This window comes from Caulobacter sp. BE264, assembly GCF_031457805.1.
Taxonomy (GTDB): Bacteria; Pseudomonadota; Alphaproteobacteria; order Caulobacterales; family Caulobacteraceae; genus Caulobacter.
Genome location: NZ_JAVDXI010000006.1, coordinates 171,673 through 184,073, shown reverse-complemented (window position 1 = coordinate 184,073; position 12,401 = coordinate 171,673). Strand labels below are relative to the sequence as shown.

12 protein-coding genes are annotated in these 12,401 nt (G+C 66.1%); 6 read left to right on the top strand and 6 right to left on the bottom strand.

The window, feature by feature from the left end; genetic code table 11:
- The 3 genes from J2X45_RS15675 to lptC are packed head-to-tail and all read right to left on the bottom strand — an operon-like array spanning position 1 to position 3,087.
- Positions 1-1,332, bottom strand: a complete 1,332-nt coding sequence (locus J2X45_RS15675) for a lipopolysaccharide biosynthesis protein (RefSeq protein WP_310216467.1) — start codon at positions 1,330-1,332, stop codon at positions 1-3.
- Complete coding sequence (locus J2X45_RS15670; RefSeq protein WP_310216465.1) at positions 1,329-2,453, bottom strand: glycerophosphotransferase; 1,125 nt, start codon at positions 2,451-2,453, stop codon at positions 1,329-1,331. Before J2X45_RS15670 ends, J2X45_RS15675 begins: the two co-directional genes overlap by 4 nt.
- A 1-nt stretch (position 2,454) precedes the next feature.
- Positions 2,455-3,087, bottom strand: a complete 633-nt coding sequence (gene lptC / locus J2X45_RS15665) for an LPS export ABC transporter periplasmic protein LptC (RefSeq protein ID WP_310216462.1) — start codon at positions 3,085-3,087, stop codon at positions 2,455-2,457.
- A 165-nt stretch (positions 3,088-3,252) separates the two neighbouring features.
- Between lptC and J2X45_RS15660 the strand changes: the two genes are divergently transcribed.
- Entirely contained in the window at positions 3,253-4,317 is a 1,065-nt protein-coding gene (locus tag J2X45_RS15660) for an LLM class flavin-dependent oxidoreductase (protein ID WP_310216461.1), read from the top strand.
- A complete protein-coding gene (locus tag J2X45_RS15655; RefSeq protein ID WP_310216460.1) occupies positions 4,314-4,943 on the top strand; it encodes a cysteine hydrolase in 630 nt (209 codons plus the stop codon). The genes J2X45_RS15660 and J2X45_RS15655 overlap by 4 nt, the downstream gene beginning before the upstream one ends.
- Here the strand turns inward: J2X45_RS15655 and J2X45_RS15650 are convergent.
- Positions 4,940-6,250, bottom strand: coding sequence for a DsbA family protein (locus J2X45_RS15650; RefSeq protein WP_310216746.1), 1,311 nt, complete (start codon positions 6,248-6,250; stop codon positions 4,940-4,942). The genes J2X45_RS15655 and J2X45_RS15650 overlap by 4 nt on opposite strands.
- A 112-nt stretch (positions 6,251-6,362) precedes the next feature.
- Here J2X45_RS15650 and J2X45_RS15645 point away from each other — a divergent pair, with 112 nt between their 5' ends.
- Both J2X45_RS15645 and J2X45_RS15640 read left to right on the top strand, forming a co-directional pair.
- Positions 6,363-8,018: a sulfatase-like hydrolase/transferase gene (locus tag J2X45_RS15645; protein ID WP_310216458.1), complete on the top strand. Its 1,656-nt coding sequence runs from the start codon at positions 6,363-6,365 to the stop codon at positions 8,016-8,018.
- Positions 8,006-9,022 carry a formylglycine-generating enzyme family protein gene (locus tag J2X45_RS15640; protein ID WP_310216455.1) on the top strand — a complete coding sequence of 339 codons (1,017 nt, stop codon included), beginning with the start codon at positions 8,006-8,008 and terminating at the stop codon, positions 9,020-9,022. Before J2X45_RS15645 ends, J2X45_RS15640 begins: the two co-directional genes overlap by 13 nt.
- Positions 9,023-9,026: 4 nt before the next feature.
- On the opposite strand, the gene J2X45_RS15635 is transcribed toward J2X45_RS15640, so the two are convergent.
- Positions 9,027-9,506 (bottom strand): DUF1330 domain-containing protein, encoded by a 480-nt coding sequence (locus tag J2X45_RS15635; RefSeq protein WP_310216453.1) that lies wholly within the window; start codon positions 9,504-9,506, stop codon positions 9,027-9,029.
- Positions 9,507-9,520: 14 nt separating this feature from the next.
- Positions 9,521-10,429 (bottom strand): haloalkane dehalogenase, encoded by a 909-nt coding sequence (locus tag J2X45_RS15630; protein WP_310216450.1) that lies wholly within the window; start codon positions 10,427-10,429, stop codon positions 9,521-9,523.
- Positions 10,430-10,515: 86 nt separating this feature from the next.
- Between J2X45_RS15630 and J2X45_RS15625 the strand changes: the two genes are divergently transcribed.
- Both J2X45_RS15625 and J2X45_RS15620 read left to right on the top strand, forming a co-directional pair.
- Positions 10,516-11,607, top strand: a complete 1,092-nt coding sequence (locus tag J2X45_RS15625; RefSeq protein ID WP_310216449.1) for an MBL fold metallo-hydrolase — start codon at positions 10,516-10,518, stop codon at positions 11,605-11,607.
- 66 nt (positions 11,608-11,673) lie between these two features.
- Positions 11,674-12,306 carry a TetR/AcrR family transcriptional regulator gene (locus tag J2X45_RS15620; protein ID WP_310216448.1) on the top strand — a complete coding sequence of 211 codons (633 nt, stop codon included), beginning with the start codon at positions 11,674-11,676 and terminating at the stop codon, positions 12,304-12,306.
- Positions 12,307-12,401 lie beyond the last annotated feature (95 nt).

The window sequence follows — 12,401 nt, the reverse complement described above, 5'->3', positions numbered from 1 at the left end:
TTATGTCGTGCGCGGCGCGGCGTTTTCCTCGGCCGCGAGTCGGGCGAGCCTGCGGCGCGCCATGAAATACATGCCTGTGGCCATTGCCAAAGCGGACGCAACCAGAGCGGCGCCTGCGCCGGTCAGGCCAAAGGTGTTGATCAGCGGAACCAGGGCCGCGAGATAGGCGAGGACAACGATCAGGCGAACCATCATCGCTGCGCCCGCTGCCCGCATCGAGACAAGCATGGGCTCCAGCGGAAGGGTCATCACGCCAATCGCGGCCGCCGCCACCTGCCAGTTCATCACCCCCGCCGCAGCGCCGAAACCCGGCCCCATCACGGTCTCAAGGATCCAGCGGCCCGACAGCAGGCTGACCAGCAGCAGAACGCCCGCCGCTGCGCCGCCGATGAGAGCGATCTGCACGGCCAGTTTGGTCATGGCCTCCTGACCGCCGGACGCCCGCATCTTGGCGAGCTCGGGATAGAGAGCGGGGACCATCAGCCGGGCGGGCTTGGCCATGCCGTCGGCGACCTGCTTGCCGATCCGCCAGAGTGCGGCCTGCGCGGGCCCCAGCAGCGCGCCGACCGCCATGGTCAGGACGTGGGTGAAGCCGACGTCCAGCGTCCCCGAAAAATTGGTCGCCATCGCAAAGCGCCAGACCCCAGGCATATCCTTGCTGGTCGGACCGATCATGGTGAAACCGCTCAGCAAACCCCTGCGGCGCAGGTCCCAGATCGCGATAGCGGCGACGTAGAAGAAGGCGGCGAACGTCCCGGCGGCCCAGGCCAGCAGGAAGTACTGGATCGGCGCCTGTGTCACGGCGCATATCGCGCAGCCCACGAGTCGAACAAGCGAGCTGATGGCCTGCTCGGCGGCCAGGAAGCGGAAGCGGTCGAACAAGCGCAGCAGGCCTACGCCCGTCGCCGAACTCATGACCCCGATCGACAATCCATAAAGCGCGCCATACCCGCTCATGCCCTCCGGCCAGCCGAGTTGGCGCCAGAAAAGCCAGGCGCCCAGCACGCCAAGCAGAACTCCGAGCACGGCGCTGATCAAGTCTAGAAGCAGAGTGAAGCGGAGCACCTGTTGAAAGCGCTGCTTGTTGTTCTCGAGCAACGGGCCTGCGCCGTAGGTGATCAGCGTCTGCCATGACTGGAAGTGCGCGACTTCACCCAGGAACTGGGCGAAGGCGTTGATGACGACCAGGACGCCCATGAGCTCCTGGCCCAGGCTGCGAGCGGTCAGGGCGATATAGGCCAAGCCGATGATCGCGTTCACCACCCGGCCGCTCAGCAGCTGGCCGGCGTTGGCGAGGACCTTCTTCAGGGGGCTCTGGGCTGCAGCGGTCACGTGGCCCGCTCCAGCTTTTCAATGATCGCCCGCGCCGCCCTTTCGGAGGCGGGGGTGTTCTGGACGTCGAAGGTTTCAGCGATGCCCTGGATCTGCGCCTGCCGATAATCGTCGTGGGTCGCGAAGGCCATGTCGATCGCCTCGCCAAGATGGTCCGCCGCGTCCAGAACCGGACCGTACAGCCAGTGATGGTAGCTTGGATCTCCACGCCAGTCAGCGCCACTGGCGTTCAGGAAGAGGCAGGGCTTGGGCGTGCGGAGAAACTCATACACTTGGCTCGAGACGTCGCCCAGATAGAGGTCGGCCAGCTTGGTGTAGGTCATGTCCGCAGCAGCGGGGCCGCCAAGGTCGATATGGATGTGGGGATGCTCGGCATAGGCCTTGAATCCAGCGCGTTCGTCGCTGGAGGCTGTTTCGAACAGCCGGATATGCGGCGCGAAAATCAGGTTGTAGCGATCATCCTGCGCGAACGCGTCTAAAACCTCGCGCCCCCAACGCGACCACGAGCTGAGTTCCGGGTGGAAGTGAGGGTTGTAGAGAACGATCGGGCGTTGTTCGTCGAAGCGGGGCGCGACCCGTGGAGGCAGTGCGTCGACGAGGTCGAACTTGGGATAACCGACCATGGCGCAGGACGCCGGGGTCACCCAGCCTTCACGCAGCATGCGGTCTCGCTGCTTGGGACCGGCGGCCATTACTAGGTCGAACAGCTTCAGGCGGGGCTCGAAGGGGCCCTCTCGATCGCCGGCGCCGTGTTGAGTGTAGACAAGCAGAGGGTGGCGCACCCCTAGGCGGCGCAGAAGGGCCGTCGTCCGCTCCGGGGTGATCACCGCATCGTACTTCGCCAGACGCCAAGCGTTGGCGATCAGCATGGGCGCCTTGGGCGGGCCGCCGCCGCCCAGGCGTCGTAGCCAGGCGGGCGGGAGCAACACCAGTTTGATGTCGGCGCCGCCCAGTTCCGACAGCAGGCTGGAGACATAGTCGAGCAGCTCGGGCGTGGTCGCCGCGATCTCGACTTCGATGTGAGGCCATAGCTTGGCCATGGCGACGGCCACCGACAGGCTGTGCCAAACCTGATGGTGCTGTGCGATGTAGAGGAAACAGACGCGTTTGGCTCTGGCCACGTCAGCGCTGCGGCTCCAGCCGCGTCTTGACGCGCCCCTTCAGCACCACGCGGTCGCCCTTGTCGGTCACCGAATAGGCGTTGGCCTGAGTGCTGCCCTTCGGGCCGGATCCTGCAATGCCGGCATCGCCGCTCACTGATCCGGTGCGCAGGTCGATCAGCGCCCGAGGCGCATCAAAATCATAGCCTTCCGCGCTGGTGATCTTCACCTCGTCGGTCAGCAGAAGAGTGTTCTCGGCTTCGCGATAAACGCCCGTCTTGGCTGTGGCTTGACTGGGGTTGGCCTCACCATAGCCGCGAACCAGCAGAGGCGTCGTCAGGCGGACGATGTTCTGATCTTCAGAATCGCGCACAGCGCGGTCGGCGGTGATCAGAAAGGGGCGTCCATCCTTCAGAACACCGGTGAACCGAGGCTTGTCCAACACCAGGGGCGCCGCAGAGGCCTGGGTTTGCAGCTTACTCGAGGCCAAGCTGCGCCAAGAAGCCTGAACGATCACGGCGACAGCGATGCCGATCGCAAAGATGGCCAAGCCCAGACGCAGCCGCCGGACGGGCTTCCGGCGGCGATTGCGGGCGCGTTCCGCAGCGGTTTGGGAAGGAGTGACGGCGCCGGCGCCATCGGATTGGGTGAGCATTTGACGCCATGGATAATCCCCCGCCGCCGTTCGCCCAAGACCTTTGTTTTGCTCGGCTCCGCACGTCGCCTCTCGAGCGCCAGCGCCGACGAAGATTTCCTGCGGAGTTGTGTGGCGCTGCGAAGCGCGTGATCCTGACTTTCGGGCCGTGTAAGGATCCGCGTCATGTTTCCCAGACCTTCGCCGCACAAGGATTTTGGCGTCTTCCTGCCCGTGGCCAACGGCGGCTGGATCGTGTCTTCAACGACCCCGACGCTCGACGGTCTCTACGCCCAGAACCGCGCCGCAGCGGTGCTGGCGGATGACATCGGCATGGATTTCGTCATGTCGATGGGCAAGTTTCGCGGTTTTGGCGGCGAAACGGATCATTGGGGCACCTCGCTCGAGTCGATCACCCTGATGGCGGCGATCGCCGAGGCCACCAAGCGGGTGCGCATCTGGGCGACCGTGCACCCGCTGCTCCAGAACCCTGCGGTGGCGGCCAAGATGATCGCGACCCTGGACCATATCAGCGGCGGACGAGCCGGGCTCAATATCGTGGCCGGAGCCTACAAGGCCGAGTTCGATCAGATGAGCGCGTGGGACGACTCGCTGTCTCACGACGATCGCTACGCCTTGGCCGAGGAGTGGACCGCCATTCTAAAGCGGCTTTGGACCGAAGATAGCGTCGACTTCGCTGGGCGCTACTTCACGATGAAGGACTGCCAGTCCAGGCCCAAGCCCTTGGCCAAGCCCCGGCCGGAGCTGATCTGCGCCGGCATGTCGGATCGCGGCTTCCAGTTCTCGGTGCGCGAAGCTGACGCCTGCTTCATCGGCGGGCGCACGCGCGAAGAGCATCGCGACGCGTCACGCCGCGCCAAGCGAATGGCGGAGGCCCTGGGGCGGTCGGTCCGGACCTATGCGATGTGCACGATCATCCACGGAAAGACGGACGGTGAAGCTCAGGCCTTGGTCGCGCGCTATGCGGAGGGGGCGGATATCGGCGCCATACTCTCTATGCTGGCCAGCTGGGGCGTTCCGACCGAACGGCTGCAAGCAACGGCCCAGCAGCAAGGGGCGTTCATGACCCAAACCGTGATCGGCTCACCGGCGTCCTGCGGCGAGCAGATCGAAGCCTTCGTCAGGGACTGCGAGCTGGACGGGTTGATGCTGATCTTTCCGGACTATGTCGAAGGGCTCAGCATGTTCGGGGCCGATATTCTGCCGGGCTTGCGCACGGTGTTTTCGTGAGCTTGCCGGCCTGGATCGCGCCGGCGCGAACGGCGCTGGTGATTGTCGACATGCAGGTCGATTTCGCGGCGCCGGAAGGGCTGTCCGCCCAATGGGGCATGGACTTGTCAGCCATACCGGACGCCCTGGCGGCCGCCGATCGTCTCGCCGCCGCCGCACGGCGAGCGGGGGCGCCTGTGGCCTTTGTGGGCCTTTTCACCACGCCAGAGACCGATTCTGAGGTCTGGTGCGAACGGGGGCGGCGGCAAGGTCACGATCCCGAGGAAAGTCCGGCCCTATGCCGCGCGGGGGCTCGGGGCAGCGACTTTTTCGGCCCCCAGCCGCAAGCCGATGACCTCATTTTCCGTAAGACGCGTTACAGTCCGTTCTGGGACACCGACATTGCCGGCCTGCTGCGGGCTAAGGGTGTCGACACCTTGGTGTTGGCCGGCCTAACCACCGAGTGCTGTGTCGACAGTACGGCACGCGATGCTTTCAACCACGACTTCCACGTGTTCATTCCCGTTGACGCTTGCGCCGCCTACGAGCCGGCGCTGCATGCGGCGGCCTTGCGAATGTTGGAGCTCAACACCGCGATCCTGACCGACACCGAGGCCGTCGCCGCCGCATGGGCCCGCGTGTCCTAAAGGATCTTCTGAGAACCGCTCGGCCCTTGCATCGCCACGCGTAGGTCTTCCTCAAGCATCCATAGTCTGTCTTGGCCCCAATGCGCCGCGCAGCCTGTGACACGGAAGGTGGGGGCGCCCCATAGACCCGCATCCAGCAGGGCCGCGCGATTGAGCTCCGCGCACTGGCGCCAGCTCTCGTCGGCCAAGGCGGCGGCGGTTTGGGCGTCGGTGAGTCCCGCGCGCCGCGCTACCGAAAACAGGCCATTGTCTTCGGCGAGCGCGATCCCGTCGGCGAACGCGGCCTTCAGGGCCAGTTCGGCGAAGGTCTCGCCCAAGCCCAGCCCGATGGCGTGATGCGCAACAGCCAGGGCGCGCTCGGCTCCTGCGCCCACGGGGTCGACGATGCGGCCAAACGGCAGGCCCACGCGCTCGGCCTCCCGCTTGCAGTCCAATGTGATGTAGATGGTCTTGATCCTTGGAACCGCCAGGCCCCGCATGACCATCGGCAGGATCGGCCGCAGTTCCAGCGTCGCCCCGTAGGCCTGCGCCAGATGGCGGATACGCGGCATGAACAGCCACGAGTAGGGGCTGCGGAACGAGAACCAGGCCTCGATGGTCGGGGCCGCGCCGTTTGGCCGGAGGCCTAGGGACGGCTCCAAGGCCGGGGCGAGCAGCGCGGAACCCGCTTCGCGATCCAGGCCGCGCGCGGCGAGGCGCGCCTCCAGATGGCCCAGGCGATCGACGCCCCAGAACCACTCGCCCTCAAAGTGGAACATGCCGCCCAGATAGTGGCCAAGTTGGGCGCGCAGAGTCTGGCCGGCCTTGAGCAAGTCTTCGGCGCGTTGAGGGTTCTGGCCGCCGGCCCAGGCCGACATGCCCGCCAGGGTCTTATGGTCGCCTGACCAAAGCGCCGCGCCTGCAGGATAGGCGACATCTTCGAAGCGCCCCCGATCCAGAGCGTCTGCAAGCACCGCCTCCAGGCGTCTAACGGCCTCGTTCGGTGGCAGGGATGCGTCCGCGGGAAAGCCAAGTCCGCGGGCCCGCGCCACGCGGGCGGCGTCGCGGACGCCGTAGGCGCGAAGCCTCTCCCGATCCGGCGCGGCGGAGTCTTCTGGCGGCGGGACAAGAAAGACGGTGATCTCGGCCCCATAGCGGGCGCGCAGACGAGGCAGCATCTGGGCCGCCAGATGAGAGTAGGGATCGTCCGCTTGGTGGAAGTAGCGGATGGTCGGCCGCTCGCCGCGCAGGCGGGCTGAGAACGCCGCCCCGTCTCTGGCCAGCTTGCGCCGTGTCGGGCTAGTCAGGGCGGTGGTCACGCTTCGCATGATCGATGTGCGCAGGGACACGGCGATCTCTCCGTTGGGTTGGTTGGATGACATCTAGCGGCACGATGAATGTCAATATATGCTTCGCCAACGATAAGAGAGGGAGGCGCGCATGAAGGCCTGGAAGCCACTGATCGCGGGTGTCGCCGTGCTGGCGGTCGCGGGCGCGACGGCCTGGCACTTCCGCTTTGATCTGATCGTCATGCTGGCGAAAGCCCGGCAGCCGAAGATCGAAGCCAATATGCCGGTGACCTGGGCGAAGGGCCCCGAGGCACCGCCGGCGAACGGTCAGCGACCGCCCAATGTCGTGTTCATTCTCGCTGACGACCTTGGCTACAACGACATCACGCTCAATGGCGGCGGCGTCGCCGGGGGCACGGTGCCCACGCCCGCGATCGACTCGATCGCCAAGGACGGCGTGACCTTCGCCAACGGCTATAGCGGAAACGCCACCTGCGCGCCGTCCCGCGCAGCGATCATGACCGGCCGCTACGCCACGCGCTTTGGCTTCGAGTTCACCCCGACGCCTGTGGCGTTCTCTCGCGTGGTCGGCGGCCACGCAGGCGATCCGCTGCACCCCTCGCGCTTCAACAAGGCCGAGGTGAAGAACATGCCCAACGACGAGAACGTCCTGGCCGTACCTTCTACCGAGGTGACCATCGCCGAGGCGCTCAAGACCAAGGGCTATCACACCATCCACCTGGGCAAATGGCACCTGGGCGGCGTGAAGGGCTCGCGGCCCGAGGATCAGGGTTTTGACGAAAGCCTCGGCTTCATGGCCGGCGCCTCGCTGTTCGCGCCGGTCGGCGACCCCAATACTGTGGAGTCGCGCCAGGACTGGGATCCGATCGACAAGTTCCTGTGGGGCGCAGCGCCGTTCGCCGTGCAGTACAATGGCGGACCGCTGTTCAACCCTACCCACTACATGACCGACTACCTGACGGACGAGGCGGTGAAGGCGATCGACGCCAACAAGAACCGGCCGTTCTTCATGTATCTGGCCTACAACGCAGTCCACACGCCGTTGCAGGCCCCCAAGGCCGACTATGACGCGCTGGCGCACATCAAGGACCACCGGATGCGGGTCTACGCGGCTATGGTGCGGAACCTCGACCGCAACGTCGGCAAGGTGCTGCATGCGCTGAAGGACCGGGGGCTGGACGACAACACCCTGGTTATCTTCACCTCCGACAACGGCGGCGCGAACTACATTGGCCTGCCGGACATCAACAAGCCCTATCGCGGCTGGAAGGCGACCTTCTTCGAGGGCGGGATCAAGGTGCCGTTCCTGCTGCGCTGGCCCGCCCAGCTGCCGGCCGGCGCGGTCTATCGCAGCCCTGTCGGCCACGTGGACATCTTCGCCACCGCCGCCGGCGCGGCAGGTGCGCCCACGCCTAAGGACCGCGTCCTCGACGGGGTCGATCTGGCACCCTTCGTGAAGGGGCAGGCCGCGGGCGATCCGCACAAGGCGATCTTCTGGCGTTCGGGCGGCTACAAGACGGTGCTCGCCGGCGGCTGGAAGCTGCAGGTGGCCAAGGAGCCGAACAAGACCTGGCTCTTTGACCTTTCCACCGATCCGACAGAGCGCAAGGAACTCTCCAAGGCCCGGCCGGAGAAGCTTCGCGAGATGCAGGCGATCATGGCTCAACTGGACGGGCAGATGATGAAGCCGACTTGGCCTTCGCTGGTGTCCGGCGCCTTCTATATCGACCATCCGGGCGGCCAGAAGGCCAAGCCCAGCGACGAGTACATCTATTGGGAAAACTGACGGCGCTTCCCGTCCTCGCGGTCCTGGCGTTAGCCGGCTGCGGCCGGCCTGCGCCCAAGGCTTGCCTGGCTGACCTAGTGGTTCCTGATCCCCAGAACCGCACAGCGGGTATGGTCCGACTGGCGGGCGGGGACTTCCAGATGGGCGCGGCGCCGCTGCGCCCCGAGGAGGGGCCGCCCCAGACGGTGAAGGTCGCGCCGTTCTGGATCGATCAGACCGAAGTCACCAACGCGGCCTTCGCGCGGTTCGTGGAGGCCACGGGTTATCGCACCGTGGCCGAACGGCCGCTCGACCCCGCGCGCTACGCCCACGTGCCGGCGGCGCAGCGGCGTCCGGCCTCGCTCGTCTTCGTGGGGGCGAAGGGGGCGAGGTCGGACGATCCTTCCCAATGGTGGCGGGTGATCCCTGGCGCCGACTGGCGCCATCCGGAAGGTCCAGGCTCCAATATCCGCGGGAAAGACGCCTGGCCCGTCGTCCACATCGCGTGGGAGGACGCCATGGCCTACGCCAAATGGCTGGGCCGCGACCTGCCAACCGAGGCGGAATGGGAGTACGCCGCGCGTGGTGGGCTTATCGGCAAGCGATACACCTGGGGCGACGACGCGCAGGATCCCGCCAAGCCGCGCGCCAACACCTGGCAGGGCGTCTTTCCGGCCCAGGATCTGGGGAATGACGGCTTCAAGGCCAAGCCCGCGCCGGTGGGGTGCTTCCCACCCAACGGCTATGGCCTGCGGGACATGGCCGGCAATGTCTGGGAGTGGACCCGCGACTGGTTCAAGCCGGGCCTCGATCCGGTCAGCGTCCTTGAGACGGGCGGACCGCCCGAGGCCCGCGCGCTCGATCCAGAAGACCCGAACACGCCCAAGCACGTGGTCAAGGGCGGCTCGTTCCTGTGCGCGGACGACTACTGCTTCCGCTATCGGCCCGCCGCGCGAACGCCGGGGCCGCCGGACAGCGGCGCGTCGCACGTGGGCTTCCGCACCGTGCTCCGCGCCGCGCGCTGAGCGCTCAGTTCACCGCATTGGCCTTTTCCGGCTTCCAGAGGCGCTGGATGTCATGCACGCCCAGCGGTTCAAACCCTGGCGCGGGGCGGGTACGGATGTTCAACTGTCCCGCAAGACCCGCCTTCCGGTGGTGCTCGATCGCGTGCATCTCCGGCGACAGGGCCATGGCCTGAAAGGCGGCGAGGGACGGGTACTCGGCCAGGGCCACGGCGTCCCACATCTCCTCGACCTCGCCCAACAGCAGGCCCGTGACAGCGCCGCTGTAGCGGATACGACCCCCGAGCGCCTCGACGAGGCCGGACACCACCGCGCCGTAGCGGGCGTAGGCCTCACGCCCTGACAGTTCGGGCTCAGAGCCGTCGGCGTACTCAGCCTTTTCCTTGAACTTCAGGAGGTTGACCATGACGAACGGACCATCGTCCGGGGCGCCGAAGAACTCCTGGAACTGTTCGGGGCTGGGGAAGACGGTGTTGACGACCTTCATCGAAACGCTCCGGTTTAGGATTGAGGCAGGCTGGCGACCAGGCCGTCCAGCAGGGCGGCGATCTCGACCGGGCTGTCTTCCTGCACGAAGTGGCCGCCCTTCAGCGTCGTATGCGCCACGCTCTTGGTTCCGGGCACGCGGGCCAGGAACATCGCCTCGCCGCCCCGCGTGATCGGATCGGCGTCGCTGAAGGCGGTTACGAAGGGCTTTTCAAACTGTTCCAGCACAGCCCAGGCGGCCTTGTTCTCCTCGACCGAGGCGTGTTCGGAGGTGATCGGGACCAGGGCGGGGAAGATCCGCGCGCCTTCCTTGTAGCGCTCGTCCGGGAACGGCGCGTCATAGGCTGCGCGCTCGGCGTCCGACAGATCGCGGGCCGTGCCGCCATTCAGGATGAAGCCCACCGGCAGTTCCGGCGTGTTCTGGCTGAAGTTCAGCCAGGCCTCGAAACCCTCGCTCTTGCCCACGCCGATCGGCAGGCCGGTGTTGGAGACCACGACCGCTGAGAACCGCTCCGGGAAGGCGGCCACTAGGCGCAGGCCGATCAGGCCGCCCCAGTCCTGGCAGAACAGGACGATGTCCTTGAGGTCGTTCTGTTCCAGCCAGGCGCGCATCCAGGCCACGTGCCGCTCGTAGGTATAGTCGGTGCGCTTGGCCGGCTTGTCGGAGCGGCCGAAGCCGACGAGATCCGGGGCGACGACGCGATGTCCCTTGGCGACCAGTTCAGCGATCACCTTTCGGTAGAGATAGGCCCACGACGGCTCGCCATGCATCAACAGGATGGGGCGCTGATCCTCGGGACCTTCATCCACGTGATGGATGCGCAGCGCCGTGCCATCGGCGTCGGTCACCTCGTTGTAGCGCGGCGCGTAGGGCCAATCGGTCAAGCCTTCGAACCGAGCATCCGGCGTCCGCAACACGTCCATGGGATTTCTCCGACCCTTGAGATTTGTATTGACACTATGCGTGCCATTATGACGCCTATGGGTCAAGGACGAGATGGAGAAGGCGCATGCGCAAGGTCTGGATCGGATTGGGAGTCGCGGCGGGCGTGATTGCGGTGGGGCTGGGAACGGCCTGGCTCATGCGTGAGCGCCTGGCGCAGGCCGCCATGCGCAAGGTCTATGAGCAGGTTCTGGCCGTCGACACGATGAAGGATCTGCCCGACGGCCTGCACGTGGGCCTCTGCGGCGCCGGCTCGCCAATGGCCGATCCGCTGCGGTCGGGGCCTTGCGTGGCGGTGGTCGCCGGCAAGGACCTGTTCGTCGTCGACTCCGGGTCCGGTTCGACCCGCAATCTGCTGCTGATGAACATGCCGCCGCCGCGCGTCACCGCGCTGTTCATCACTCACTACCACTCCGATCACATCGCCGATCTCGGTGAGCTGATGCTGCAGCGATGGGCGAGCGGGGCGTCCAAGACGCCGACGCCGGTCTATGGCCCGCAGGGGCTGGAGCAGGTGGTTGAGGGCTTCCAACAGGCCTATGCGCTGGACCGGGGCTACCGCATCGCCCACCATGGCGAGGCCGTCGCGCCGCCATCAGGCTTCGGCGGCGAGCCGCGCGCCTTCGTGGCCGATCCGGCGGCGCCCGATGTGCTGGTGCTGGAAAAGCCTGACCTGAAGGTCTGGGCCTTCCCGGTGGCGCACCATCCGGTCGAAGGCGCGGTCGGTTATCGCTTCGAATACAAGGGCCGCAGCGTCGTGATCAGCGGCGACACCGGTCCTTCAGACCGGCTGGTCAAGGCCGCAAAGGGCGCGGATCTGCTGCTGCACGAAGGCTTGGCTCCAAACCTCGTCGCCGTCCAAAAAGAGGTCGCCGACAAGATCGGACGCGATAACTACGCCAAGATCTTCCACGACATTCTCGACTATCACACCGCCCCCGAGGTCGCGGCCCGAGAGGCCAAGACGGCGGGCGTGGGCGCGCTGATGTTCTATCACATTATCCCGCCGCTGCCGGTGCGTGCGCTGGATGGTCCGTTCCTAGGCCGCTCGCGCGAGATCTTTGACGGTCCCATCAAGGTCGGCCGAGATGGGGACTTCGCCTCGCTGCCCGTCGGCTCAAAAGAGATCAAGTGGTCTAACCGCTTGCTCGCCCTCTAGATTGGACTTGGCCCCGCGCCGGTCGCAGGGCTAAGCAGGAGCCGGAATAGAAAGAGGTTGCCGTTCGTGAGTTCCGCGCCGCGCTATCTTCGAGCGGGGGCTGATATCGAGCCCGAAGTCCCCGCTGCGGATGGTCGCCGCCGACGGTCGCAGGACAGCCGGGCCCGGATCGTGCAGGCCATGCTCGATCTGGTCCGTGAGGGGGACATCTCGCCCTCCGCCGAGCTGGTGGCGACGCGCGCCGACGTTGGCCTGCGCACCGTGTTCCGCCATTTCAAGGACCTTGAGAGCCTCTATCTCGAGATGTCGGCGGTGATCGAAGCCGAGCTCATGTCGCTGGTCCACACCCCGTTCAAGGGGACGACTTGGCGCGACCGGGTGCTGGAGCTCGTTGAACGGCGCGGATGGGCCTACGAGCGGATCGCGCCCTTCAAGCGCGCCTCCGAGGTCCTCCGTCACAGTTCGCCGACGTTGGTGGCCGATAACACCAAGATGGTGGAGATTTCGCGCGAAATCCTGCGTCGCCAATTGCCGCCGGAAATCGCCAAGGACCGGGTGCGCTTTGAAGGCATCGACATGCTTCTCAGCTTCGACGCCTGGAACAGGCTGCGTCGCGACCAGGATCTTTCACCCAAGCGGGCGACGGAGGTTCTGCAGGCGATGATCAGCGGGCTTCTGGATGGTGCGTCCGAGGACTGAGCCCGTCGGCTAGTCCAGGTTGCTGCCGCGCTCTGTCAGCAGTCGCGCTCTTGCCGCCTTCAATACGCGCTCCGGAACAGTGAAGGTCTCGGAAC

Coding starts and splice junctions, on each gene's coding strand:
- lptC (WP_310216462.1), bottom strand. CDS start 3,087: ATGCTCACCCAATCCGATGGCGCCGGCGCCGTCACTCCTTCCCAAACC.
- J2X45_RS15660 (WP_310216461.1), top strand. CDS start 3,253: ATGTTTCCCAGACCTTCGCCGCACAAGGATTTTGGCGTCTTCCTGCCC.
- J2X45_RS15650 (WP_310216746.1), bottom strand. CDS start 6,250: ATGCGAAGCGTGACCACCGCCCTGACTAGCCCGACACGGCGCAAGCTG.
- J2X45_RS15645 (WP_310216458.1), top strand. CDS start 6,363: ATGAAGGCCTGGAAGCCACTGATCGCGGGTGTCGCCGTGCTGGCGGTC.
- J2X45_RS15635 (WP_310216453.1), bottom strand. CDS start 9,506: ATGAAGGTCGTCAACACCGTCTTCCCCAGCCCCGAACAGTTCCAGGAG.
- J2X45_RS15630 (WP_310216450.1), bottom strand. CDS start 10,429: ATGGACGTGTTGCGGACGCCGGATGCTCGGTTCGAAGGCTTGACCGAT.
- J2X45_RS15625 (WP_310216449.1), top strand. CDS start 10,516: ATGCGCAAGGTCTGGATCGGATTGGGAGTCGCGGCGGGCGTGATTGCG.